This is a genomic window from Halorubrum distributum JCM 13561 (assembly GCF_000337395.1).
Lineage (GTDB): Archaea > Halobacteriota > Halobacteria > Halobacteriales > Haloferacaceae > Halorubrum > Halorubrum distributum.
The window spans coordinates 113,453-138,766 of the sequence record NZ_AOJF01000031.1; the positions used below are offsets into that span (position 1 = coordinate 113,453).

At 72.8% G+C, this 25,314-nt stretch carries 24 protein-coding genes; 16 read left to right on the forward strand and 8 right to left on the reverse strand.

Annotated elements, in window-relative coordinates; all coding sequences use genetic code 11:
• Positions 1-105 precede the first annotated feature (105 nt).
• Genes C470_RS06695 through trxA form a run of 10 tightly spaced genes read left to right on the forward strand, consistent with a single transcriptional unit; the run spans position 106 to position 9,825 of the window.
• Positions 106-1,200, forward strand: a complete 1,095-nt coding sequence (locus C470_RS06695; RefSeq protein WP_008366098.1) for a nicotinate-nucleotide--dimethylbenzimidazole phosphoribosyltransferase — start codon at positions 106-108, stop codon at positions 1,198-1,200.
• A complete protein-coding gene (locus tag C470_RS06700) occupies positions 1,197-2,519 on the forward strand; it encodes a cobyrinic acid a,c-diamide synthase (protein ID WP_008366100.1) in 1,323 nt (440 codons plus the stop codon). Before C470_RS06695 ends, C470_RS06700 begins: the two co-directional genes overlap by 4 nt.
• On the forward strand, positions 2,519-3,535 hold the full coding sequence (locus C470_RS06705; protein ID WP_008366102.1) for a CobD/CbiB family cobalamin biosynthesis protein: 1,017 nt from the start codon (positions 2,519-2,521) through the stop codon (positions 3,533-3,535). The genes C470_RS06700 and C470_RS06705 overlap by 1 nt, the downstream gene beginning before the upstream one ends.
• Positions 3,526-4,353, forward strand: coding sequence for an adenosylcobinamide-GDP ribazoletransferase (gene cobS, locus C470_RS06710; protein ID WP_008366103.1), 828 nt, complete (start codon positions 3,526-3,528; stop codon positions 4,351-4,353). Before C470_RS06705 ends, cobS begins: the two co-directional genes overlap by 10 nt.
• Positions 4,353-5,081 (forward strand): GTP--adenosylcobinamide-phosphate guanylyltransferase, encoded by a 729-nt coding sequence (locus C470_RS06715; RefSeq protein ID WP_008366106.1) that lies wholly within the window; start codon positions 4,353-4,355, stop codon positions 5,079-5,081. The genes cobS and C470_RS06715 overlap by 1 nt, the downstream gene beginning before the upstream one ends.
• Positions 5,078-6,145, forward strand: a complete 1,068-nt coding sequence (locus C470_RS06720) for an aminotransferase class I/II-fold pyridoxal phosphate-dependent enzyme (RefSeq protein WP_008366107.1) — start codon at positions 5,078-5,080, stop codon at positions 6,143-6,145. Before C470_RS06715 ends, C470_RS06720 begins: the two co-directional genes overlap by 4 nt.
• Complete coding sequence (locus C470_RS06725) at positions 6,138-6,902, forward strand: adenosylcobinamide amidohydrolase (RefSeq protein WP_007344977.1); 765 nt, start codon at positions 6,138-6,140, stop codon at positions 6,900-6,902. The genes C470_RS06720 and C470_RS06725 overlap by 8 nt, the downstream gene beginning before the upstream one ends.
• On the forward strand, positions 6,899-7,660 hold the full coding sequence (locus C470_RS06730) for a cob(I)yrinic acid a,c-diamide adenosyltransferase (protein WP_007344978.1): 762 nt from the start codon (positions 6,899-6,901) through the stop codon (positions 7,658-7,660). The genes C470_RS06725 and C470_RS06730 overlap by 4 nt, the downstream gene beginning before the upstream one ends.
• A gap of 19 nt (positions 7,661-7,679) precedes the next feature.
• On the forward strand, positions 7,680-9,278 hold the full coding sequence (locus C470_RS06735) for a cobyric acid synthase (protein ID WP_008366110.1): 1,599 nt from the start codon (positions 7,680-7,682) through the stop codon (positions 9,276-9,278).
• Positions 9,279-9,336: 58 nt separating this feature from the next.
• Positions 9,337-9,825: a thioredoxin gene (trxA, locus tag C470_RS06740; RefSeq protein WP_004598121.1), complete on the forward strand. Its 489-nt coding sequence runs from the start codon at positions 9,337-9,339 to the stop codon at positions 9,823-9,825.
• Between the two features lie 15 nt (positions 9,826-9,840).
• Here the strand turns inward: trxA and C470_RS06745 are convergent, their stop codons facing one another.
• Positions 9,841-10,536, reverse strand: a complete 696-nt coding sequence (locus tag C470_RS06745) for a helix-turn-helix domain-containing protein (RefSeq protein ID WP_004598122.1) — start codon at positions 10,534-10,536, stop codon at positions 9,841-9,843.
• A 186-nt stretch (positions 10,537-10,722) separates the two neighbouring features.
• Between C470_RS06745 and C470_RS06750 the strand changes: the two genes are divergently transcribed.
• From C470_RS06750 to C470_RS06760, 3 genes are all read left to right on the forward strand, one after another.
• Positions 10,723-11,667: a hypothetical protein gene (locus tag C470_RS06750; protein ID WP_008366113.1), complete on the forward strand. Its 945-nt coding sequence runs from the start codon at positions 10,723-10,725 to the stop codon at positions 11,665-11,667.
• 99 nt (positions 11,668-11,766) lie between these two features.
• Positions 11,767-13,869, forward strand: a complete 2,103-nt coding sequence (gene fdhF / locus C470_RS06755; protein WP_008366114.1) for a formate dehydrogenase subunit alpha — start codon at positions 11,767-11,769, stop codon at positions 13,867-13,869.
• A gap of 117 nt (positions 13,870-13,986) precedes the next feature.
• Positions 13,987-15,741 (forward strand): globin-coupled sensor protein, encoded by a 1,755-nt coding sequence (locus C470_RS06760; protein WP_239638567.1) that lies wholly within the window; start codon positions 13,987-13,989, stop codon positions 15,739-15,741.
• 62 nt (positions 15,742-15,803) lie between these two features.
• Here C470_RS06760 and C470_RS16055 read toward each other — a convergent pair whose 3' ends face one another.
• Positions 15,804-15,974: a hypothetical protein gene (locus C470_RS16055; RefSeq protein ID WP_162832648.1), complete on the reverse strand. Its 171-nt coding sequence runs from the start codon at positions 15,972-15,974 to the stop codon at positions 15,804-15,806.
• A 46-nt stretch (positions 15,975-16,020) separates the two neighbouring features.
• Positions 16,021-16,326 (reverse strand): MazG nucleotide pyrophosphohydrolase domain-containing protein, encoded by a 306-nt coding sequence (locus tag C470_RS06765; RefSeq protein ID WP_004598126.1) that lies wholly within the window; start codon positions 16,324-16,326, stop codon positions 16,021-16,023.
• A gap of 141 nt (positions 16,327-16,467) precedes the next feature.
• On the opposite strand from C470_RS06765, the gene npdG reads away from it, so the two are divergent.
• From npdG to C470_RS06780, 3 genes are all read left to right on the forward strand, one after another.
• Positions 16,468-17,136: an NADPH-dependent F420 reductase gene (gene npdG, locus C470_RS06770; protein ID WP_007344984.1), complete on the forward strand. Its 669-nt coding sequence runs from the start codon at positions 16,468-16,470 to the stop codon at positions 17,134-17,136.
• A 293-nt stretch (positions 17,137-17,429) separates the two neighbouring features.
• The gene (locus C470_RS06775) at positions 17,430-18,482 is read left to right on the forward strand and encodes a sensor histidine kinase (protein WP_239638568.1); all 1,053 of its coding nucleotides are present in this window, start codon (positions 17,430-17,432) and stop codon (positions 18,480-18,482) included.
• 236 nt (positions 18,483-18,718) lie between these two features.
• Positions 18,719-19,561, forward strand: coding sequence for a polyprenyl synthetase family protein (locus tag C470_RS06780; protein WP_004598129.1), 843 nt, complete (start codon positions 18,719-18,721; stop codon positions 19,559-19,561).
• Positions 19,562-19,602: 41 nt separating this feature from the next.
• Here C470_RS06780 and C470_RS06785 read toward each other — a convergent pair whose 3' ends face one another.
• The 5 genes from C470_RS06785 to C470_RS06805 form a co-directional block, all read right to left on the reverse strand.
• Positions 19,603-20,757, reverse strand: coding sequence for a multicopper oxidase domain-containing protein (locus C470_RS06785; protein ID WP_008366120.1), 1,155 nt, complete (start codon positions 20,755-20,757; stop codon positions 19,603-19,605).
• A gap of 172 nt (positions 20,758-20,929) precedes the next feature.
• Positions 20,930-22,000 carry an ABC transporter ATP-binding protein gene (locus C470_RS06790; RefSeq protein WP_007344986.1) on the reverse strand — a complete coding sequence of 357 codons (1,071 nt, stop codon included), beginning with the start codon at positions 21,998-22,000 and terminating at the stop codon, positions 20,930-20,932.
• Entirely contained in the window at positions 21,997-23,277 is a 1,281-nt protein-coding gene (locus tag C470_RS06795) for an ABC transporter ATP-binding protein (protein ID WP_008366122.1), read from the reverse strand. Before C470_RS06795 ends, C470_RS06790 begins: the two co-directional genes overlap by 4 nt.
• Positions 23,274-24,293, reverse strand: coding sequence for an ABC transporter permease (locus C470_RS06800; RefSeq protein WP_004598133.1), 1,020 nt, complete (start codon positions 24,291-24,293; stop codon positions 23,274-23,276). Before C470_RS06800 ends, C470_RS06795 begins: the two co-directional genes overlap by 4 nt.
• Before the next feature lies 1 nt (position 24,294).
• Positions 24,295-25,287, reverse strand: coding sequence for an ABC transporter permease (locus C470_RS06805; RefSeq protein WP_004598134.1), 993 nt, complete (start codon positions 25,285-25,287; stop codon positions 24,295-24,297).
• Positions 25,288-25,314: the final 27 nt, after the last annotated feature.

Consider the following 25,314-nt stretch of genomic DNA (forward strand, 5'->3'; position numbering starts at 1 on the left):
ATCGCCCCGCGTCGATCGATTAAAGTTCACTTGTATCGATGAACCGCCAGTGGTACACATCGACGCCGCGCCGGGAGACCGCGGGCTCGACGGAGGGTGGTCCGGATGGGCGAGGTGAGGCTCGTCGTCGTCGCGGGGACGACCGAGACGGCCGCCATCGACGGGATCAGCGCCGCGGGCGCAGACCCGGAGCTGCGCGTCCACACGCCGAGCGCGGACCTCGAGATCGTCGAGGCGGGGCGCCCCGCGCCGGGGTCGCCCGTACCGGTGAGCCCGAGCGGCTGTCCGACGCCCGCGGTCGTCACCCGGGCGGTCCGCGAACTGCTCGGCCCCGAGTCGCTCCCCGTCGAGTTCCTCGACGCCGGGCTCGACGCGCCGAGCGCGGCGACGGTCCGCGACCTCGGCGCGTCCACGGGCGGCGACCTCCGAGACCCGGAACCGGTCCCAGAGGCGGCGACCGTCTTCGAGCGCGCCCGCTCGCTGGCGCCGGAACTCGCCGCGTCCGACGGAGAGAGGGAAGCGGGAGACGACACCGAGCTGCTCGTCGCGGAGACGATCCCCGGCGGGACGACGACCGCGCTCGGCGCGTTGACCGCGCTGGGCGAGCGCGCCGCCGTCTCCTCGTCGCTGCCGGCGAACCCGATCGAGCGCAAGCGCCGCGTCGTCGCCGAGGGACTCGACGCGAGCGGCATCGACCCGGGCGACGCGGCGGACGATCCGATCGAGGCGGTCCGACTGGCGGGCGATCCGGTCCTCGCCGCCGTCGCCGGCCTGATCGTCGGCTGCGCGGACGCCGGGATCGACGTCACCCTCGCCGGCGGCACACAGCTCGCAGCCGCGGCGGCGCTCGCCCGGCACGCCGGCGTCGACCGCCCGCTCCCGCTGGCGACCACGTCGCTCGTCGCCGACGACCCGACCGCGGACCTGCCGGCGCTCGCCGCCGACCTCGACCTGACGCTCGCCGCCGCCGACCCCGGATTCGGCGAGAGCGACCACCCGGCGCTGACGGCGTACGCCCGCGGCGAGGCGAAGGAGGGCGTCGGCATGGGCGGGGCGCTCGCGCTCGCGGACCGCGCCGGCGTCGCCGACGCCGCCGTCCGCGATCGGATCGCCGCCGTGACCGACCGCCTGCTCGCCGAGCGTGCGGGAATCGACGGGGAGGACGGACGCCCCGCCGCGAACGGGGGCGGCCCGCGGTGAGGGGGCTCGTCCTCGCCGGCACGGCCTCCGGCGTCGGCAAGACCGTGGCGGCGCTCGCGACGCTGCGCGCGTTCGGGAACGCGGGGCGGACCGTCCAGCCCGCGAAGGCGGGCCCGGACTTCATCGACCCGAGCCACCACGCCCGGGTCGCGGGACGCCCGTCGCGGACGCTGGACCCGTGGCTTCAGGGTGAGGACGGGCTCCGGCGCAACTACGCCCGCGGCGAGGGCGACGTCTGCGTCGTCGAGGGGATGATGGGGCTGTACGACGGCGACGCCGCGAGCACGGCCGGCGTCGCGGCCGCGCTGGACCTCCCGGTCGTCCTCGTCGTCGACGCGACCGCCGGGATGGAGAGCGTCGCGGCGACCGCGCTCGGCTTCGTGAGGTACGCCGACCGGACGCCCCACGACGTCGACGTGGCCGGCGTGATCGCCCAGCGGGCGCACGGCGGCCGCCACGAGGAGGGGATCCGCGAGGCGCTCCCCGACGAACTCGCCTACTGCGGCCGGGTCCCGCCGCGCGAGGACCTGGAGATCCCCGACCGCCATCTCGGGCTCCGAATGGGCGAGGAGGCGCCGCTCGACGACGACGCGCTCGACGCGGCCGCCGAGACGCTCCGGACCGACCGCCTGCTCGACCTCGCTCGGGAGCCGACGCCGGCCGCGACCGAGCCGTCCGCCGGGAACTCCCCGAAGAGCGGCGAGGGCCCGCGGATCGCGGTCGCCGACGACGCCGCGTTCCGGTTCGTCTACCCGGCCACCCGCGAGCGCCTGAGCGAGCGCGCGACCGTGGTCCCGTTCGCGCCCGCGGCCGGCGACGACCTCCCGCCCTGCGACGGCGTCTACCTCCCCGGCGGCTACCCGGAGCTCCACGCCGAAGCGCTCGCCGAGGGCCCCGCGCTCGGGTCGATCGCGACCGTCGCGTCCGAGGGCACGCCCGTCCTCGGCGAGTGCGGCGGGCTGATGGCGCTCGCGGAGACGCTGTCGACGGTCGACGGGGACACCCACGAGATGGCGGGCGTCCTCCCCGCGACGGTCGAGCGCCGCGAGCGGTACCAGGCGCTCGATCACGTCGAACTGCGCGCGCGGCGGGACGCACTCACGGCGAGCGGCGGCGAGCGGCTCCGCGGCCACGAGTTCCACTACTCCGCGGCCGACGTCGCGTCCGACGCGCGGTTCGCCTTCGACGTTGAGCGCGGGACCGGGATCGACGGCGACCGGGACGGGCTGACCGAGTACCGCACGCTCGGGACGTACTGTCACGTCCACGCCGCGAGCGGGGCGTTCGACGCGTTCCTCGACGAGGTGGAACAGCGATGATGGCGAAAATCGCCCCCGCCGCCACCCTGCTTGCCCCGCTCTTCCTCGCGGTCGCGCTGGACCTCTTGGTCGCTGAGCCGCCGCGGCGGATCCATCCGGTCGCGCTGTTCGGGCGGATCGTCGGGCCGTTCGACCGCGAGTGGGCCAGGCCGGGGCTCGTCGGCGTCGTGGTCGCGGTCGCGCTCCCGCTCGCCGCGGCCGCGGTCGCCGGCGGAGGTGTCTGGCTCGCGGCCGAGAACGGACCGCGAGTCGACGGCGTTCCGGTCCTCGCCGTCGCCGTTGCGGCCGCCGTGCTCTTCTCGGCCGCGAGCCTCCGGATGCTGCTCGACGTGACCCGCGACGTGGTCGACGAGAGCGAGGCGGACCCCGAGGCGGCCCGCGAGTCCGTCCGGGCGCTCGTCGGGCGCGACACGGGGGATCTCTCGCCGGCCGACCTCCGGAGCGCGGCGGTCGAGAGCGCGGCCGAGAACCTCGCGGACGGGTTCGTCGCGCCGCTGCTCTGGTTCGCGCTCGGGGCGACCGGGGGTGTCGCGCTCGGCGCGGTCGCCGGTGGAGCGCCGACCGCTGAACTCGCCGAGACCGCCCTCGCCGCGGGCGCCGCGGCCGCGGCCTGGGCGAAGGCCGTGAACACGCTCGACTCGATGCTCGGCTACCGGTCGAAGCCGGTGGGCCGGGCGAGCGCCCGCCTCGACGACGCCGTCATGTTCCTCCCGGCGCGGGCCGCGGCGGCGTGTCTCGCCGTCGCCGCCCGGTCGCCCGAGAGCCTGCGGCGCGCGCGGCCGCTGGCCCGCGAGCCAGCCTCGCCGAACTCGGGGTGGCCGATGGCGACGGCCGCGGTCGCGCTCGGCGTCCGCTTGGAGAAGCCGGGTGCGTACGCCCTCGACGGCGGGGCGGCGCCGCCGACGCCCGCGGCCGCACGCGACGCCGTACGACTCGTCCGCGCCGCCGGCGGCGTCGCGGTCGCGGCCGCGGCGGGGTGGCTCCTCGCGCTCGCGGGGGTGATCGCGTGGTCCTGACGGTCGCCGCGCTCCGCGGCGCGCTCGGCTTCCTCTCTCGGATCCCCGTGGGCGGCGGCGAGGGCGACTGGGAGGCGTTCCGCCGGACGCCCGCGGCCATACCGGCGGTCGGGTACCCGATCGGCGCCGTCCTCGCGCTGCCCGTCGCCGCCGCGACGCTGCTCCCGGTCCGAGTCCCGTCGCTCACGGTCGGGGTCGCGTTCGCCGCGTGGGTCTCCCTCGTCACCGGGATCACCCACCTCGACGGGGTCGCCGACTTGGGCGACGCGGCGGTCGTCCACGGCGACGCCGACCGGCGACGCGAGGTCATGAAGGACTCCGCGCTCGGCGTCGGCGGAACGCTCGCGCTCGCCCTGGTCGTCGTCGGACTCGTGACCGCCGCGACGGTGCTCGCGGACGTCGCCCGCCTCTCGCTCGTCGACGCGATCGTCATCGTTGTCGCCGCCGAGGTGGCCGCGAAGGGCGCAACGGCGACGCTCGTCTGCGTCGGAGAGGCTCCGCACGAGGGGCTCGGCTCCGCGCTGACCGAGCCCTCCGGCCCCCGAGGGCTCGTCGGCGTCGCGCTCGCGACGGCGCCCGTACTGCTGCTCGGGTGGCCGGCCGGCCGGCCCGGCTCCGTCGCCTCGGTCGCCGTCCAACCCGGCTCCGTCGTCCCGATCGCCGTCGTGCTCACCGCCGCGGGCGTCGCCGCCGCGCTCGTGTTCGCGTGGGCGCGCTCGCGACTCGGCGGGGTCAGCGGCGACGTCCTCGGCGCGACGAACGAACTCGCCCGCGTCGTCGGGCTCCACGCGGGGGTGATCGCGTGGACGCTCTCGTGATGTGCGGCGGCCGCGGCACGCGACTGGGCGGCGACAGCGAGAAGCCGCTCGCACCGGTCGCCGGACGCGCGATGGTCGACCGCGCGCTCGACGCCCTCGCCGCGAGCCGCGTCGAGACCGCGTACGCGGCCGTCTCTCCGCAGACTCCGCGGACGCGAGAGCGGCTGGTCGCGCGGCAGGGCGGCGGCGGGAACGGGGCTGCGACGGGGGGACCGCTCGAACTCGTCGTCGTCGACACGCCGGGCGACGGCTACGTCGCGGACCTTCAGGCGGCGTTGGCCGAGGGACCGACGGCGCCGACGCTCACCCTCGCGGCCGACCTCCCGCTGCTCGACGGGCCGGCGGTCGACGCCGTCCTCGACGCCCACCGCGCGGCCGACGCCGACGCGCTGTCGGTCAGGGTGCCCGCTGCGCGCAAGCGCGAGCTGGGCGCGAGCGCCGACGCCGCGACGCGGTACGACGACGGGGGCGGCGGTGGCGGTTCACCCGCCGAGCGCGTCCCCGCCGGGATCAACGTCGTCGGGGCGGTCGACGGCGCGGGCGACGAGGCGGTCCGCGCGACCCGCGACGCCCGCCTCGCCGTCAACGTCAACCGCCCCGAGGACCGCCGGCTGGCCGAGCGGATCCTCGCCGGCGACCGTGACGCGCCCGACCTTCCGAGCGGCGGGGTCGACTGGCTCGACGCGGGCGACGCAGGGGCGACGTTCGGGGGAGGTGAATCACCGTGAACCGAGAGCGGGCGACGTCTCTCGGCCGCGAGCCGCACGGCAGCAGCGACGACTCCGACCTGCTCGACTTCAGCGCGAACGCGAACCCCGAGGTCCCCGACGGGGTTGAGCGCGTGTACCGCGCGGCCTTCGAGACGGCGCGGACGTACCCGCCGGAGCCGCCGGACGCGTTCCGGCGGACGGCCGCCGACTACGTAGACTGCGATCCGGAGCAGGTCGTGCCGACGCCGGGCGGGCTGGCGGCGATCCGGGCGGCGGTCGCGCTCGCGGTCGACGACGGCGACACGGCCCTGCTCCCTGCGCCGAGCTTCGGCGAGTACGCCCGCGAGGTCCGGCTTCGGGGCGGCGAGCCGGCGTTCGTCGACGCCGACCGCGTCCTCGACGCCGACCCGAGGGGCCACGCGCTGGCGGTCGTCTGCACGCCGAACAACCCGACCGGGACCGGCTACGGCCGCGAGGCGCTGCTCGCGTTCGCGGCGCGCTGTCGGGCGGCTGGGACCGTCCTGCTCGTCGACGAGGCGTTCCTCGGGTTCACGGAGCGCGAGTCGCTCGCGGGGACCGACGGCGTCGTCGTCGCGCGGGCGCTCACCAAGCTGTTCGGCCTCCCCGGGATCCGGGCCGGCTTCGCGGTCGCGACGGGCGACCTCGGCGCGGCGCTGCGGGGCGCCCGCCGGACGTGGAACCTGAGCGCCCCGGCGCTCGCGACCGGGGAGTACTGCCTCCGACGGGAGGATTTCGTCCGCGAGACCCGCGAGCGCGTCCGGCTGGAGCGCGAGCGGCTGCGCGACGCGCTCTCGGAGCGCTACGAGGTGGCACCCTCCGAGGCGCCGTTCCTGCTCCTCGACGTCGGCGACCGCGACGTCGACCGCGTCGTCGAGCGCGCCCGCGAACGCGGCGTCGCCGTGCGCGACGCGCGCTCCTTCCGCGGCCTCGACTCGCACGTCCGGGTCGCGGTGCGCCGCCCGGCGGAGAACGACCGCCTGCTGGCGGCGTTGGGCGTCGGCGGTGGCGGGGCCGGAGAGGGCGGGTCGGACGGTGACGGAGGGGTGGAGAGCGATGTTTGAGGCGACGGTTCGCGAGGGGGTCCTCCGGCTCAGACGGCCGGGGACGCGCTGGCTCTCGACCGGCTGGGACGGGGGGCGGTCGCGGGCGGCGACCGCGTACAACGTGACCGTCCCGGAGGGGTTCGACCGGACCGACCTCGCGGCCTACCGCGACGAGCGGCTGGCGCGGGCGGAGTTCGGTGCCGAGGGTAACGTCGGCGGCGACCGCGACGCCGCCCCGACGCTGTTTACGGGCGTCTCGATGGACCACGCCCGGGGCGCGCGGCTCGGTCCCGTCGTCGCGTACGCGACGGTCGGGCTCTCGAACCCCGCGATGCTGCCGGTGGAGCCCGAGGCCGCGTCGACCGCGGGGACGGCGGGCCCGACCGAGTCGCGCGAGGCGACGGGGCGCACCGAGGGGCGCCCGGACCCCGGAACGGTCAACCTGATCGTCGGGACGACGCGGCGGCTGGCGCCCGGCGCCGCGGCGAACCTCGTCGCGGTCGCGGCCGAGGCGAAGGCGGCGACGCTGCTCGCGGCGGCGGGCGTCCCGGGAACGACGAGCGACGCCGTCGTCGTCGGCGACGACCCGGCGGGCGAGCCCGCGGAGTTCTCGGGCAGCGCCACGGCGGTCGGCGGAGCGGCCCGCGCCTGCGTCCGGGACGCGGTCCGCGCGAGCCTGCGGTCGCGGTACCCGGACGGCGACGTGCCCGGCCCGGCGGCCGACGCCGAACACGGCGTCGTCACCGACGAGCGGGCGGAGGTTTTCGACCCATGACAACGAACCACGACGACACGGACGCGGAAGCGGAGGCATCGACCGACGGCGAGACCGAGCGGACCGACGGCGACGGGACGCCGACGAACGACGACCGCGCCGCCCGCACCCCGGGCGGCGGCGCGGCCCCCGAGCCGCAGCCGATCGAGCCCGCCGCGCCCGCGGAGTTCGGGCTCGTTCAGGCGTGGTGGGGGGACGGCAAGGGGAAGACCACGGCGGCGATGGGGATGGGGTTCCGCGCGGCGGGCCACGGCCACCGCGTCCACATGCTCCAGTTCATGAAGGGCGGCGCGGACAGCGTCGAGGGCGTCCGCGGCGAGTACAACGCGATCGCTGCCGTGCCGGGGTTCTCCTACGAGAACGCCGGCCACTACGGCTGGCACGGCCTGCTCGACGGCTCGGCCGACGACGAGCACGAGGCGAAGGCCGCGGCCGCCTTCGAGCGCGCGGAGGAACTCGTCGCGGGCGCGGCCGACGCGGACCTGGCCGAGCCGCTCCCGCTCGACGGCGACCCCGAGGAGGGCGTCCACATGCTGATCCTCGACGAGCTGCTGTACGCGGCCGATCGCGGGCTCGTCGACTCGGACGAGATCGTCGCGCTCGCCGAGTCGAAACCCGAGGGGCTCGAACTCGTCCTCACCGGGAGCCACGCCGAGCCCGACTACCTCGACGGCGTCGCCGACCTGATCACGAACGTCCGGAAGGTCGCACACCCGTTCGACGACGGCCAGCGCGCCCGCCGGGGAACGGAGTACTGAGGATGGGGGCCGGGTTCGCGTGAGCGACGCCGACGCGACTGTCGGGACGGACGCCGACGCCGCGGCCGACGCCGACACCGTCCTGATCGCGGGCACCGCGAGCCACGTCGGCAAGAGCACGCTGGCGGCCGGCCTCTGCCGGCTGCTCGCGCGTCGAGGGGCCTCGGTCGCCCCGTACAAGGCGCAGAACATGAGCAACAACGCGCGGGTGGCGCTGACGCCCGACGGCGAGTGGGGCGAAATCGGCGTCTCACAGCACGTCCAAGCGCGGGCGGCCGAGGTCCCGGCGACGACAGACATGAACCCCGTCCTGCTCAAGCCCCGCGGCGGCGGTGAGAGCCAGGTGATCGTCGACGGCGAGGCGGTCGCGAACGCCCCCGCGTCGGCGTACTACGACGACCACTGGGACGACGCCCGCGCGGCCGCGGTCGCGGCCCACGAGCGCCTCGCGGCCGAGCATGACGTGATCGTCGCGGAGGGGGCGGGGAGCGTCGCCGAGATCAACCTCCGCGACCGCGACCTCGCGAACGTCGAGTGCGCCCGGTTCGCGGACGCTAAGATTCTGATCGCGGTCGACATCGAGCGCGGCGGCGCGTTCGCGAGCCTCTACGGGACCCTCGAACTGCTCCCCGACGACCTCCGCGAGCGCGTCTGCGGCGCCGTGATAACGAAGTTCCGCGGCGACCCGACCCTCTTAGAGCCCGGTATCGCCGAGATCGAGGAGCGAACGGGCGTGCCGATCGTCGGCGTCGTCCCGCACGACGACCCGGGGCTCCCGGCGGAGGACAGCCTCTCGCTGCCGGACGCAGAGAGGGCCGACGACGGGAGCGACCCCGGCGTGCTCGGCGACGACGACGGCGTCCCCGAGGACGCGAGCGTCCGGATCGGGGTCCCGCGGCTCCCGCGGATCTCCAACTTCACCGACTTGGAGCCGCTGGCGCGCGAGCCGGGCGTCCGGGTGGGCTACCTGCCGCTCGACGCCGCGCTCGACGAGGTCGACGCGGTCGTCCTCCCGGGCTCGAAGAACACCGTCGACGACCTGCTCGCGCTCCGCGAGGCGGGATTCGACGCGGCGCTGCGCGCGTTCGACGGCCCCGTGGTCGGCGTCTGCGGCGGGTACCAGCTCCTCGGGGATCGGCTCGTCGACGCCGACGTCGAGGGCGTCGGCGACCGCGAGACCGTTCCGGGAGTCGGGCTCCTCCCCGTCGAGACCGAGTTCTCGACCGACAAGCGCGTCGAGCGCGTGACGTGCGCCGTCGACGGCGTCGGTCCGATCGCGGGCGCCGAGGGGCGCGCGACCGGGTACGAGATCCGCGCGGGGCGGACGCGGCCCCTCGACGGGGTTGAGGAGGCGGAAGCGGCCTCGGTCGCGATCGAGCCTCTCGGCACCGAGAGCGTCGCCACCGACCAGGTCCTCGGGACCTACCTCCACGGGCTCTTCGAGACGGCAGCGGTGCGAGACGCCTTCGTCGAGACCGTCTTCGCGAGCGCGGGGCGGACGCGGCCGGACGCAAGGAGGGCCGACCGCTCCCCGTACGAGCAGGCGGCCGACCTCGTCGCGGACCACGTGGACCTGGCCGCGGCCGGGCTCGGCGGCCTCGGCGGGGGAGCAGAGTGAGGCGTCGAGCGGATCCGGAGGCGGAAGGTATATTGTTCTAAGTACCCAATACTGGCGCATGAGCGACGCAGCCGACGCGAACGATTCGGCGGGGGACGACGCGAAGACGGAGCGCGAGCGCATCCGCGAACGGAAGCGGCGGGAGCTCGAAGCGCGTCTCGACGATGGCGACGCGCTCGACGGCGGCGCCGGAACCGAGACGGGCGACGGCGGCGGATCGGCGACTCCGAACGAGCCGATCCACGTGAACGGAACGGAGGAGCTTCAGCGCGCGGTCGACGACCACGACGTCGTCCTCGTGGACTGTTACGCCGACTGGTGCGGCCCGTGTCAGATGATGGAGCCGACGGTCGAGGCGCTCGCGGCGGAGACCGACGCCGCGGTCGCCAAGGTCGACGTGGACGCCAATCAGGCGGTCGCCCAGCAGCTGGGGGCGCGCAGCATCCCGACGCTCGTCCTGTACGCGGACGGCGAGGCGGTCGACCGGTTCGTCGGCGCGCAGGACCGCGCGACGCTCGAAGCCGCGATCGACGAGCACGCCGCCTGAGCCGGGACGGAGCGGTCAGTTCTCCGCGAGCGTCTCTTCGAGGAGCTTCCGCTGTGCCGTCGCGAGGTGCTCGGCGAACGTCGAGGGCGCGATATCGAGCGCGTCGGCGACCGCGCTCGCGTTGGCGTCGCGCGGGCGCTCGAAGTAGCCCATGCGATAGGCGGTCCGCAACACCTCACACTGGCGGTCGGTGAGCCGGCCGCGGTCGACGAGCGTCCGATCGGACACCTCGTCGCCGCGCGACGCGCCGTGGACGAGGTAGCGGACTTCGACGCGGTCCGCGGTCCCGTCGAGCGCCGAGACGATGTCGCGCAGGCGTTCGAGGTCGGGAAGGTGGAGCGTTAAGAGGAGGACGCCGTCCTCGGCCCGCGCGTCCGCGATCGGACAGTCGAGCTCCTCGATGATCCGGCAGGCGCACTCCCCGTCCCGCGGGCGGTCGTACCGGTACACCCGCTCGTCGCCGAGGTCGACGACCGACGCGGGCGAGGGAACGCCCTCCGCGGCGTCGACGGCGTCCGGATCGCGGGCGCGAAACTCCTCGGTGTGCGTGTCGCCCGCGTGCGTCCAGTTGACGCCCGTGATCGGGCCGTCGTGGGCGGTCGACGCGGCGACGACCGGACAGTTCCCCGTCCCGTGGATCGCGACGCCCGCACGGACGCCGTTCGGCGCGGCCTCCACGCCGTCGTCAGCCGACTCCCCTCCGGATTCCATCGATTCGGGCTTAGAGCGACGGGTACAAAGGCCTGATCCCAGACAGACGGGGCGCTGTGTCGGGGTGCCCGAGAACACCCGCAGTACTGAGGGTCGGTCGGTATCGGTGGGCGCCCCGGACCCACGGCCGTGAAACGAGCGATCCACGCCCTCGGGGCGACCGCCCTGGCCGGCGCTGGGGGCGCGATGAGCGTCGCGGCGACGGCCGGTCTGATCGCCGACGGCGGAGCGGGAACCGGGACGGAAGACGGCGTCGCGCTGCTGGTCTTCGCCCTCGCCGCCGCGCTCGCGGCGACGAGCCTCGGATACACCGTCGCGAGGGAGACTCGATACGCGCTGCGGACGGACGGCTTCCGCGTCACGCGAACCGACGTCGGCAACGCGACCGCCGTGGCCGCGGCGGCCCCGGTCACCTACGCGCTCTCCGTCGAGGTGGGCGTCGGGCCGGTCGTGGCGTCGGCGCTCGTCGGACTCTGCGCGGTCCTCCTCTCGGAGACGTACGGTGCCCCTGCGTACTGCGGCTCGTTCGTCGGGATGGTCACCCCGGCGGCCGGCGCCGACGTCGGAGCGGTGGTCGCCGCGGGCCTCGCGGCCGCCGTCGCGTTCGTGGCCGCCAAGCGCGCGTTCAACGGGTTCGGCGGCAAGCTCGGGACGACGGCGTTCGTCGGCTGCCTGTCGGTGGCGGCGTTCGGCGGGCTGGCCCCCGGGACGGGGACGATCCCGGAGCCGCGCGTCGCGGCGGGACTCGTCGTCGCGGCGCCCCTCGCCGCCGTCGCCACGTTCCTCGTGAGCGTCCGGCTCGACCACGGTCCGGTCGTCGGCTCCGCGGTCATCGGGCTCGTCGCCGGCGTCGTCTGTCCGCCGCTGTTCGCCGCGGGCGACGCGGTCGCGGCGGTCGCATTCTGCGCGTCGTTCGCCGGGATGGCGACGCCGGAGCGGATCCCGGGGCCCGGGCCGATGCTGCTGGCCGGCGGAGTCGCCGGCGTCGCGTTCGTCGGCGCGGCGCCGTACTTCGTCGGCTTCGGCGGGAAGCTCGGCACCATCGCGTTCACCGCCTGCCTCGTGACCTCGGGAGTCCTGTCGCTCGGCAGCCGCGTGGCGCCGGTCGGCGGCGACACCGTGACGGGGTGACCGTCGCCGGGCGGGCCGCCACGGCGAGCGCGCGGCGGCTTAAAACACCACGCAACTCCGGTGGCACCGGGAGGGTCGTGGAGCCCCTATCGACGGTCGATGACCGACCCGACCGAGACCGACGAGCGGCGCTTCGAGTCGAATCCCACCGTCTGCCCGTTCTGCGGCGTCGGCTGTTCGATCGAGTACGCCGGGCGGGGAAGCGCGACCGGCGTCGAGGGGCCGGTGAACGAGCGCGGCGAGATCTGCCCGAAAGGGGCGGCCGCGTTCGACGTGGTCGACAGCGACGACCGCCTCACGGAGCCGCTGGTCCGACACAACGGGAACTTCGTCACGGCGCCGTGGGAGGAGGCGCTCGACCGCGTCGTCGACGGGATCGGCCGCGTCGTCGACGAGCACGGCCCGGACGCGGTCCAGTTCTTCGCCTCCTCGAACTGCACGAACGAGGAGAACTACGTGCTCCAGAAGCTCGCGCGCGTCCTCGGCACGAACAACGTCGACAACTGCGCGCGGCTCTGTCACGCCTCGACGGTCGCGGCGATGAGCGAGCGGCTCGGGGCGGGCGCGATGACGAACACCCTCGACGACCTGAGCGAGGCGGACTGCATCTTCGTCAACGGCGCCAACCCGGCCGAGCAACACCCCGTGGCGTTCCGGTCGTACGTCCTCCCGGCGATCCGCGACGGCGCGACGCTGGTCCACGTCGATCCGCGCGCGAACGACACGACCGAGGCGGCCGACGTCCACCTCCCGCTGCGGCCGGGCACCGACATCGAGGTGGCGAACGCGATCGCCGCGGTCCTCGTCGAGGAGGACCTCGTCGACGAGGAGTTCCTCGCGGAGCGGACGACCGGGTTCGACCGGCTGCGCGAGCACCTCGCCGAGGTGGACGTCGCCGCGAGCGCCGAGGCGGCCGGGGTCGACCCGGAGACGGTCCGCGAGGCCGCGCGGGCGTACGGCGGGGCCGACCGCGCCGCGATCGTGACGGGGATGGGGACGAGCCAGCACCGCTGCGGCACCGACAACGTCCACGCCCTGCTCAACCTCGCGCTGCTGACCGGCAACGTCGGTCGCCCCGGGACCGGGGTGAACCCGCTGCGGGGCCAGAACAACGTCCAGGGCGCGAGCGACGTGGGCGGGCTCCCGAGCGTGCTCCCCGGCTATGAGCCCGTGACCGACCCGGACGCCCGCGAGCGCGTCGCCGCGGAGTGGGGCGTCGAGCCGCCGAGCGAACCCGGCCTCACCGAGGTGGAGGCGACCCACCGCTTCGGCGACGACGTGCGCGCCGCTGTCGTCTTCGGCGAGAATCCCGCGGTCACCGAGCCGAACGCGACCGCGGTCGCGTCGGCGTTCGACGACCTCGACTTCTGCGTCGTCATCGACCTGTTCGAGACGCGGACGGCGGCGCACGCCGACGTGGTCCTCCCCGGGAGCGCGTGGGCCGAGAAGGCCGGCACCGTGACGAACACCGACCGGCGCGTGATGCGGATGCGGCCGAACGCCGACCTGCCGGGGAACGCCCGGCGCGACTTCGCGATCCTCGCCGACCTCGGCCGGCGGCTCACGGACCGCCCGGAGGCGTTCGACTACGACGGCCCGGAGGCGGCGTTCGACGAGCTGACGCGCCTCGCCCCGATATACGAAGGGATGAGCTACGACGGCATCGGTGACGGCTACCAGCGGTGGCCCTTCTCGGCCGACGACGGCGTCGGAACGGACGTGTTACACGCAGAGGAGTTCCTCACCGGCGAGCGCACCGCGCCGCTCGCGGTCGTCGACCCGGTCCCGCCCGCGGACGACCTCGCCGCCGGCGAGGTGACCCTCACGACCGGGCGCGTGCTCCAGCAGTTCAACAGCGGGGCGCTCAGCCGGCGCTCTGACCGCCTGATGGCGATGCGCGGCGAGGACGCACTCCAGATCCACCCGGACGACGCGGCCGACCGCGGGATCGAGGACGGCGACCGGGTGACCGTCTCGAACGACCGGGGGTCCGTCGAGGTCACGGCCGACGTCACCCCGGCGGTCCGCGAGGGCGTGACGTTCTGTACGTTCCACTACGCGGAACCGCTCGCGAACGCCCTGACGGGCGACGCGCTCGATCCCGAGGCCGGAATCCCGGAGTTCAAGCACTCGGCAGTCACCGTCGAACCGGCCGCCGCCGGCGAGGCGGGCGACAGAGGCGAGGCGGCCGGCGACGACTGACCGGTCGTCGACGCCCCGAGATCTGTTTTCCGTCCGGGAGCGACACCGCACGAGGCCGCTATCACTCGTGAGACGCGGGAGTTGCCGTTTATATAACCCAAGCGGAGAGCCTCCCGTATGGCTACATCTGGAGAGTACGGTCGGAAGGACTTCGGCCAAGGTGGCTTGAACGACGGGCTCGACGCCGCCGAGCTCGTCGACGAGATCGGGCTTGACCGCGACGAGATCGCGTGGCGGAAGGAGTTCGTCGGCTTCGACGACGAAGACGAGCGGCGACTGAGCCGGTACGAGGACGCGTTCGCGGAGAACGCGGAGCAGATCGCGGACGACTTCTACGAGAACCTCACCGGCCACCAGCAGACGGTCGACGTGATCGGCCGGTCGGAGAAGGGGCTCGAACAGCTCAAGCGGACGCAGTCGGCGTACCTCGTGACGCTCGCGGAGGGCGACTACGGAGAGGGGTACTTCGAGGACCGGGCGCGAATCGGCAAGATCCACGACATGCTGGAGATGCCGATGAAACACTACATCGGCCAGTACGGCGTCTACTACGACCTCATCCTCCCGCTCATCGGCGACCGCCTCGTCGACTCGCTCACCGACCGGCTGGCCCCCGACGCGGCCGGGGAGACGGTCGACGACACGACCGCGACGGCGATAGAGGAGGAGGTCGACGACGCGATCGAGGACCTGCTCTCCGTCCTCCGGATCGTCAACCTCGACATGCAGGTCGTCACGGACACCTACATCCACTCGTACAGCGAGAAGCTCTCGGAGGTCGTCGAGGAGAACGAGCGGCTGATGGCGGAGGTGGAAGACGAGGTCGAGGGGCCGATCGGCGACCTGCGCGAGTCGGCGGACGACGTCGCCGACAGCGCCGCCGAGGTCGGCGACGCGGCCGAGGACCAGTCGGACCGGGTCGCCGAGATCTCCTCCGAGGTGGCGAACCTCTCGGCGACGGTCGAGGAGGTGGCGTCGACCGCGGACGAGGTCGAACGCACGAGCAGCCGGGCGGAGACGCTCGCGGAGGACGGCCGGGACGCGGCCGACGACGCCGCGGCCGCCATGGACGACATCGGCGACGCCGTCGACGAGGTGGCGGAGGACGTCGAGGCGCTGCAAGAGCGCGTCGAGGAGATAGACGAGTTCGTCGACGCGATCAACGGGATCGCCGACCAGACGAACCTGCTCGCGCTGAACGCCTCGATCGAGGCGGCGCGGGCCGGCGAGGCCGGCGCCGGGTTCGGCGTCGTCGCCGACGAGATCAAGTCGCTCGCTGAGGAGTCGCAGCGACACGCGAGCGACATCGAGTCGATGGTCGACGGGATCCGCACCGACACCGAGGAGACGGTCGAGAGCCTCTCGGAGACGACGGTGCGAGTCGACGAGGGGAGCGAGCGCGTCGGCGACGCGACGGAGAGCCTCACGGCCATCGCCGAGGCGGTGACGGAGACGGCGGACGGGATCGACGAGGTCTCGGACGTGACCGACGAGCAGGCCGCCGCCGCCGAGGAGATCGCCGCGACGATCGACGGGGTGGTCGAGCAGTCGAACCGGATCAGCGAGCGGATGCAGGAGCTGGCCGCCGAAAGCGAGCGCCAGTCGGCGGCGGTCGAGGAGGTCGAACGGACCGTGCGCCGCCTGTCCGCGGACACCGGCGGGGACGGCGGCCCCCGAGGAGTGTCTCGCACGGACGGCGGTCGGCGACCGACGGAGACGAGCGGCGGGGGTCGAGCGGACGCGTCGGACGGCGGTCGGTCGATACCCCCCGGGCTCCCGGACGGGATGCCCCAGTTCGTGATCGATCGCCTCTCCGAGGCGGAGCTCCGCGCGATCGCGGCCGGAGAGCTGGAGATGGACGACCTGCGGTAAACCGGTCTCGGGGCGGCCGCTTCACCCGCGTCCCGAGGGTCGCGGCCGCAGCCCGACCGGCCTCAGGGCGCGAAGTAGGCGTCCGCGCCCCGGATCCCAGTGAGTTCGCGGAGGGGGCGGGTACCGCACCGATCGCAGGCGGTCGGCTCGTCGGGGTCGTCCGGTCGCGCGAACACCGTCTCGCAGGCGTCGCAGGCGACGTAGCGGAGCGCCAGCGACGGAGTCTGGGCCATAGGCCCGATAGGCCCTCGGCGTACTTGAACCGACGCTTCGCGCGTCCTACTGCCCGGACCCGGGGTCGCCCGACGACGCGATCCGCGTCTCGTACTTCGCCAGCGCCTCGTCGAGCGCCTCGTCGGCGTCGACGCCGGCCGCCTCGGCGAGCGCGAGCAGCGCGAACAGCGCGTCCCCGATCTCGTCGGTCGCGATCGACGCGGCGGCGGGGTTGCGTCCGTAGTCGGTCGAGGTGGTCACCTCCTTCGCGATCTCGCCGACCTCGCTCTCCAAGTCGAGCGCGTGGTACGCGAGGTCGGTCTCTAACCCGTACTCGTCGACGAACGCCGCGACGCGGTCCTGCTCGTCCATGGGCGTCGCCTCCGCGCGTTCGGACAAGAAGCCCCCGACTTCGACCGGGGCGGACCGGGCGACCTCGACCGCGACGATTTCGACCGTGGCGAAGACGGCCGGTCGCGCAACCCCTAAGACGCGAGCGACCCGACGGAGCGTATGAAAATCGCCATCTTGGGCGGCACCGGCGACATCGGCGAGGGGCTCGCGCTGCGGCTGGCGGCGGACACGCCCCACCGGGTCGCGGTCGGGTCAAGGGAGGCCGAGAAGGCCGAGAACAAGGCCGAAGAGTACACGACCGAGCTGGAGAGCCGCGGGCTCGACGCGACCGTCGCGGGCGGCGAGAACGCCGCGGTCGCCGCCGACGCCCGGATCGTCGTCCTCGCGGTCCCGCCGTACCACGTCGGCGACACCGTCGAGGCGGTGGCGGAGTCGCTGGAGGACGGCGACGTCCTGGTCTCGCCCGCGACGGGGATGAAACGCGACGACGAGGGGTTCCACTACCACAAGCCCGGCGCGGGCTCGGTGACGGAGATCGTCGCCGACGCGGCGCCCGAGGGCGTCGCGGTCGTCGGCGCGTTCCACAACCTCGCGGCCGCGCGACTGGCGAACCTCGACGCCGACCTCGGCGTCGACACGCTCGTCATCGGCGACGACGCGGACGCGAAGCGGACGGTCGCGGACGTCGCCGAGGGGATCGAGGGGCTGCGCGCGCTCGACGCCGGCGGGATCGCCAACGCACCCGAAATCGAGGGGTTGACCCCGCTGCTCATCAACGTCGCGTCGAACAACGACGACCTCCACGACCTCGGCGTCAGGTTCCAGTGAGCGAGCGCGCGGCGGTTCCGAGCGTGAACCGGGCCAAGCGACCGCCCGTCTGCTCGCCGCCGTTCGCCTCCGGTCGTACACCGGCTAACTGACGCGGAGATGCTCCCGAACAGGGGCCGCCGGGAGTGTAACGAAACCGCGGCGTTATCTGTTCTTCCTCTGACAACAGCTGACGATCGGTCCGGTTTGCGATCGGAAACCGGTGGATACCGCCGGGGAAGCAACCCATAGCCACGAACTCGGAACTATCACAATATTTTAAAATACCGGCCGGCGAGACGTGTCATAGGACGATGACCCCCAACAGCCGGGTGAATCCAGTCACTGTCGTGGGGGCGTCGATCATCGTCGCGACGGCGGCGGTAGGCGCGACCGCGGACGTCGAGTTGGGGGTGCTCTCGCTCCAAGCGACGGTACCGGGCCTTATCGGGGTCGGATTGGTCGCCTACGGGTGGTTCCGAGCGGACAGCGTCGTCGGGCCGAAACGGTGGACCGTGCTGAAATGGACCGCGACGGGACTGTTCGCGTTCACGGTTCTCGGGGCTTGGTTCGGAGAGATGGCCGCTCGGACGGAGACGTCGATCGCGCTTTCGATCGCCGGGTCGTTGAGCGTCGGCGCGGCGCTCGGCACGGTCATCGGCATCTATTCGGCCCGAATCAACCGGACGAACGAGCTACTCGCGGAGACGGTGACCGAACTCGAAGCGGCGAACGACCGCCTCGAACGGAAGAACGAACAGCTGGACCAGTTCGTCGACATCGCCAGTCACGACCTCCGAAACCCGGTGAACGTCGCCCAAGGGCGGCTCGAAATGGCTCGGGAGGAGTCCGACAGCGAGCACCTCGAAAAGGCGGACGACGCGCTCACGCGGATGAACACGCTGATCAACGACCTCGTTTCGCTGACGAAGGCCGGCGACCAGATCGAGGAGGTCGTCCCCGTGAGCCCCGGCGCGGTGAGCCGGTCGGCGTGGGGCGGCGTCGAGACGGAGGACGCGTCGCTGACCGTCGAGACCGACGGCGAGATCTACGCCGACGAGAGCCGGCTGAGACAGGTCCTGGAGAACCTGTTCCGCAACGCGATCCAGCACGGCGGCGAGGACGTGACCGTCACGGTCGGACCGCTCGCCGAGGGGTTCTACGTCGAGGACACCGGCGCGGGTATTCCGGACGACCTCCGCGGGCAGGTGCTCGACGACGGCGTGACCACGGGGGGTGACGGGGTGGGTCTCGGACTGAGTATCGTCGAGCAGATCGCCACCGCTCACGGGTGGAAGATAGCTGTCGAGCAGAGCGCCGAGGGCGGCGCTCGCTTCGAGTTCGTCGGCGTGGAGTCGCCGGAGTGACGGCGAAACGCTCGGCGGTGAACTCCGCCAAATTCCCCAGCCTCGTCGCGGCCGGCGGGAACGACCGCTCGCGGGCGCGCAGGGAGGCGCGACGCGACGCTCGCGGCCGGCGACAGAGCCGGCGGCGACGCCACGGCGGTAAGTGAGGTCGGAGTGGCGTCGTCGCAGTCGTCCGAATCTCGCGTCCGGAAGGCGTTCCGTTAGGCCTTTGCGCGCCGGGACCCTCCGGGCGGTAGATGGAGTACCTGGAGCGTCGGGTCGGGCTGGTCGAAGACCGGATCGAGTCGGTCATCGACGACGTCGAGCCCGACGAGCTGTCCGACGAGGTCGGCCACGTCGTCCTCGCGGGCGGCAAGCGCGTCCGGCCCGCGGTGACCGTCCTCGCCTGCGAGGCGTTCGACGGCGACCCCGAGGCGGCGGTCGACTTCGCGGCCGGCATCGAGTTCGTCCACAACGCCTCACTCGTGATCGACGACATCATCGACCGCTCGGAGGTCCGCCGGGGCACCGCCGCCGCCTGGGCGGAGTTCGGCTACGGCCCGGCGATCATCGCCAGCGACGGCCTGCTCGGCGAGGCGTTCGCGCTGTTCTCCGCGGAGCCGCGCGCGATGCGCACCGTCGCCGAGGCGATGGTCGAACTCGGCGAGGGCGAGGCGACCGAGCTCGCGGCGCGACCGACGAACGAGGAGGAGTACATGGAGCTCGCGCGCCGGAAGACGGGCGCGCTGTTCCGGGCCGCCGCCGAACTGGGCGCGGTCGCGGGCGGCGCGGAGCCGCACGCGATCGACTCGTTCGGCGAGTACGCCGAGCGCGTCGGCGTCGCCTTCCAGATGCGCGACGACGTACTGGACGCCACCGCCGACGCCGACGACCTCGGCAAGCCGACCGGCCAGGACGCGGAGATGGACCGCCCCTCGGTCCTCCAGGTCACGTCGCTGTCGCCCGAGGAGATCGACGAGCGCGCTCGGACGGAGTCCGAGCGGGCGCTGGCCGCGCTCGACGACGCCGACCCGCCCGAGACCGAGGCGATCGAGTACCTCCGCGACCTGGCGGAGTTCGTCGTCGTCCGCGAGCGGTAAGCGGAGAGAGAAATGGCAACGCGGCCCGTTTTATCCGATCCTCAGAGCTCGTAGCCGGCCTTCCCCATGAGGTCCGCGAACACGTCGGTCCCCATCGCCCCCTCGTAGACGATGGCGGTGAGCATCCCGCCGGGGTAGATCCCGCCGTTCTGGACGTGGTCGACCTTGTGACAGTGCATCGGGTAGATGCCGGGGTCCGCGTTCGCCTCGAACTCGACGGTGTACCGCTCGGCGGGCGCGACGTTCACCACGTCTTCCGGGAGCTGCATCACCTCGGGGTACTCGGCGCCGTCCTTCTCGACCGTGCGGAACCGGTGGTTGTGGGTGTGCATCGGGTGGGCCATGAACCCGGCGTTGACCAGGTGAAGCCGCACCGTGTCACCCTGACTGACGACGATCGGCGAGCCGCGGTCGGGGTTGAACGTGTACGGCGCGACCCGCCCGTTGATCGTGAACGCGTCCGGCCGGCGGTTCTGGACGTCGTAGGTGGCGTCCTCGCCGCCGTACGACCGGGAAAGCCGCGTGTCCCAGTCTTTCAGCGTCATGAACTGCTCGACGTCGGCCGACTCGTACCCCTCGGGGTCGATGCGGAGGATCCCGTACATCCCCATGTCCATGTGCATCGGGGTGTTGAAGTGGCAGTGGTAGAGGTGGGTGCCGGGAACGTCCGCGCCGATCTCGTAGGTGTGCGTCTCGCCGGGCATCACGGTGATCCCCGTCGTCGACGGAACGCCGTCGTCCTTCCACGACTTCGAGACGCCGTGGAAGTGGAGCGTGTGGGGCATCTCTCCGCCGGTGTTGTCGAGCGTGATGGACAGGTCGTCGCCCTCCGTCGCCCGGAGGACCGGGCCGGGCACGCTCGGCGTGCCGTCGTCGGCCTGGAACGCCCACGTCACCGGCATCTCGACCGGGCCGCCGAGCGAGTCGCCGGGATGTGCGCGGTGTCGGGCGTGGACCGAGCGCAGCGTCACCTCGCGCCCGCGCTCGTCGAGGTCGACGACCTCCGGCGACCCGGTCTCGGGGAGCGCGGGCTCCTCGTCGTCGGTCTGCGCCGCGTCCGGGCCGTCGCCGGTCGCGGCGGTGGTGACCGTCTGGCTCATACAGCCCGCCAGCCCGGCGACGCCCGAGAGGCCCGCAGCCTGGAGGATCGTTCGCCGCGCGAAGCCGCCGTCGGAACCGGAGTCACTGTGCGTCATGTCTCAAGCGATGCGACGGGGACGAATAACCGGGGCGCGGCTTCCCGCCTGGAGGTACGACTGACGAACCGGTTCGGCGCGTAGCATATAAAGGAATCAGCGGTCGCGGGAGCGGTCGCCGCGGCGGGGACGCGCGGTCCCCGCGAAGGCGCTCGGTCGTCCGCGAGAACGCTCAGTCGTCCGCCGGTTCGCCGGCGTCGGTCGCTTCCTCGCTCGCCGCGTTCTCGCCGATCGGCTCGCTGTCCCAGTACGCGTGGTCGTCGTCGGTCCGGAAGCAGGCGGCGGTCCGGCCGTCGCCGACGTCGTATCCCGGCGGGGCCGACTCCCGGCAGGCCGCGCGCGCCTCCGGACAGCGCGTGTGGAACCGACAGCCCGCCGGCGGGTTCCGCGGCGAGGGCACGTCGCCGTGGAGCGTCTCGAACTCCTCGTCGCGCGCCTCCGTGCTCGCCCGCGGGACGCTCGACAGCAGCGCCTTGGTGTACGGGTGCGCGGGGTCGTCGAAGATCTCCTCGACCGGGCCGATCTCGACGATCTCCCCGAGGTACATGACCGCGACGCGGTCGCAGACGTGCCGGACCACGCCGAGGTTGTGCGCGATGAAGAGGAACGTGAGCCCGAAGTCGTCCTGGAGGTCTTCGAGCAGGTTCAGGATCTGCGCCTGGACGCTCACGTCGAGCGCGCTCACCGGCTCGTCGAGGACGACGAAGTCTGGGTCCAAGGCGAGGGCTCGGGCGATCCCGATCCGCTGGCGCTGACCCCCGGAGAACTCGTGGGGGTACCGGTCGATCTGGTCGGCGGAGAGCCCGACGCGTTCGAGCAGGTCCCGGGCCGTCTCGCGGCGCTGTCCCTTGTCGGCGATGTCGTGGATCCGGAGCCCCTCCGTGACGATGTCGCCGGTGGTCATCCGCGGGTCGAGACTGGAGAACGGGTCCTGGAACACGATCTGCGCGCGCTTCCGGAACTGGTTCAGGTCCCGGTCGGTCATCGCCCGGACGTCCGTCCCGTCGAAGGTGATCTCGCCCGCGGTGGGCTCGCGCAGCCGCAGCACCGTCTCGCCGGTCGTCGACTTCCCGCAGCCGGACTCGCCGACGAGCCCGAGCGTCTCGCCCTCGCGGACGTCGAAGGAGACGCCGTCGACCGCCTTCACGCTCTCCGACTCCTGCCCGAGCAGGCGGTCGACGAGCGACGGGTCGTCCGCGTAGTACTTCTTCAGCCCCTCGACGGAGAGCAGCGGGTCGCTCATTCGTCGTCACCCCCGTCGGTCGCGGCCGCGGCCCCGTCGTCGGGGTCGGCTGCCTCGCCGCCCCCGCCGAAGTAGTCGTCCGGGAGCGCGTCCGCCGGGTCGTGCTCGCGGTCCGCGAGGACGCACTTGGCGCCGTGGTCGGCGTCGGCGTCGACCGTCAGCTCGGCGGGCTTCTCGAGGCACGACTCCATCGCCTTCGGGCACCGGTCCGCGAAGTAACACCGGTCGTCCATCTCGGCGTCGATCAGGCTCGGGACGTTGCCCGTGATCGGTTCGAGCCGCGCCCGCGGGTCGTCGACGTCGGGGATGGATCCGAGCAGCCCCTGCGTGTACGGGTGGACCGTGTCCTCGAACACCGAGTCGAGCGTGCCGCGCTCGACGACCTCGCCGGCGTACATGACGCAGACGCGGTCGCACATCTCGGCGATGACGCCCAGGTCGTGGGTGATGAGCACGATGCTCATCCCGCGGTCGGCCTGGATCTCCTTCAGCAGGTTCAGGATCTGCGCCTGGATCGTCACGTCGAGCGCGGTCGTCGGCTCGTCGGCGATCAGCACGTCCGGCTCGCCGGCGAGCGCCTGCGCGATCATCGCGCGCTGGAGCATCCCGCCGGAGAACTGGCCGGGGTACTCGTCGACGCGCTCCTCGGGGTCGGGGATCCCGACCTGCCCGAGCAGGTCGACCGCGCGCTCCATGCTCTCCTCGCTCGTGTAGTCGCGGCCGGGGACGAGCCCGTCGAGCAGGTACTTGCCGAGCCCGTACCCCTGCGTCCGCGAGCGCGTCGAGCGCGGGTTCGCCCGCGCCCGGCGCTGCACCTCGACCGCCTCGGCGATCTGCTCGCCGACCGTGATAGAGGGGTTGAAGCTGCTCATCGGGTCCTGGAAGATGACGCTGAACGAGGGGCCGCGCAGCGAGCGCCGGACGCGCGGCGGCACGGTCCGGAGGTCGACGTGGTCGCCGTCGACCCGCACGGCGTCGTTCCCGAGGAACTCCTCGGCGAGGTCGGGGTCGCGGTACCACACCTCGCCGGCGGTGACGCGGCCGGGCGTCTCGACGAGGTCGACGAGCGACAGCGCGGTCACCGACTTGCCGGAGCCGGACTCGCCGACGACGCCGAGGATCTCGTCTTCCCGGAGGTCGAACGACACCGACTCCACCGCGTTGATCTGCCCCTCCTCGGTGAAGAACCGGGTCGAGAGGTCGCGGACCGACAGGACGTCGTCCGGCCCGGGCGTCCCGGTCGGAGTCGCGTCGCCGGTCTCGAAGGCGTCGCTCATGCGGCACCCCCTTCGCCCTCGATACCGGGGTCCAAGGCGTCACGCAGCCAGTCGCCGAGGAGGTTGATCCCGATCACCGACAGCATGATCGCGAGCCCGGGAATGGAGGCGATCCACCACTGACCGGAGGAGACGTAGTCGCGCCCCTGCGCGATGTCGAAGCCCCACGACAGCGTCGTCCCGGAGAAGCCGAGGAACGACAGCGAGCTCTCCAGGAGGATGATCGCCGCCACCTGCACCGTCCCGAGGACGATGATCGGCGTGATCGCGTTCGGGAGGATGTGACGGAGGATGATCGTGTTGTCGTCGGCGCCCAGCGCGCGCGACGCCTTCACGTACTCCTGGCCGCGCAGCGAGAGCGCCTCCCCGCGGGCGACCCGGGCGAACCACACCCAGTTGACGAGGCCGACAACGATCACCACCGTTATCGGCAACACGAAGCTCTCCGGCATCTCCGGCGCGAGGCCGGCGACGACGAACGGGTCGGGGATGTCCACCGCCGCCCGCCCCCACAGCCCGATCAGCGCGACCGCCAGCACGAGCGAGGGGAACGCGAGGCTCACGTCCGCGATCCGCATCAGCGCGTCGTCGACGCGGCCGCGGTGGTAGCCGGCGAGCAAGCCGACCGGCACGCCGATCGACGCCGCCAGCAGCGTGCCGAGCACGCCGACGACGAGCGACGTGCGAGCGCCGTACACCACCCGCGAGAACATGTCGCGGCCGAGCCCGTCGGTGCCGAACACGTGGTCGGGCTCGGCGGTGATCTCGACCTCCTCGGTGACCGTCTGTATCTCGCCGTCGACCATCTGCGATGAAGTCCGCTCCGTCGTCTCAGAGAAGCCGATCGGCGGGAGCTCGCTCTGGTTGAGCTGCTGGTCGGTGGGGTTGTGGGGCGCGATGAAGGGGGCGAACACGGCGGTCAGCACGATGACCACCACCAGCGCCAGCCCGAGCTTCGCGAGCCCGCTCTGTCTGAACTCCTTCTTGAGATTTCGAATGACACGTGAAGAGACCATGTTAGTCGTTCACCACCTCGGGGTCGAGGTAGGCGTACACCACGTCGACGAGGATGTTGACGAAGACGAAGGACGTCCCGATGACGATGAGGCTGCCCTGAAGCGTCGGCCAGTCCCGGTCGTTGATGCTGTCGATGACGAGCGATCCGAGCCCCGGCCACGAGAACACCGCCTCGGTGATCACGGCGCCGCCGATCAGCGTCCCGAGCTGGAGACCGAGGACGGTGATCACCGGGATGAGCGTGTTCCGGAGCGCGTGTTTGTACCGGATCAGGGTCTGCGGGAGCCCCTTGGCCCGCGCGGCCTGGACGTAGCCCTTGCTGAGTTCGTCCAGCATCCCCGACCGCGTCAGCCGAGTGATGAGCGCCATGAAGTAGGTGCCCAAGGCGATCGCCGGCAGCGTGATGTACGCGAGCCACGTCAGCAGCGTTCCGAGCACCGGCTCCGGTCCGACGAGCGAGAGCGCGACGTCGCCGACGTCGACCCCGCGGCCGCTGGTGTTGAAGATGTTGAACTCCACGGCGAAGACCAGGATGAGCATGATCCCGAGCCAGAAGTTCGGCGTGGAGATGCCGCCGAGCGACAGCAGCGTCGCGCCGTAGTCGACCGGCTCGTTGCGCCGGGTCGCGCTGATCACGCCCAGCGGGATCGCGAGGATGATGGCGACGACGCTGGCGGCGACGGCCAGTTCGATCGTCGCGGGGAGGCGGCCGAACACGAGCGTCACGACGTCCTGCCCCTTGATGTACGAGAACCCCATATCGCCGCGCAGCAGGTCGAAGATGTACTGGAGGTACTGGACGTACAGCGGCTGGTCGAGCCCCAGCTCGGCGGCGATCGCCTGTCGCGTCTCCTGGGAGGCGTCGAGCGGCGCGACCGCGTTGATCGGGCTACCGGGCGTGACGAACCGGAGCGCGAACACGACCGTGACGACGCCCCAGACGACGCCGATCCCCTGGAGGCTTCTTTTGACTGCGAATCTTCCGAGTGACATTAATAACGATGTGAGCGGGTCGAGACG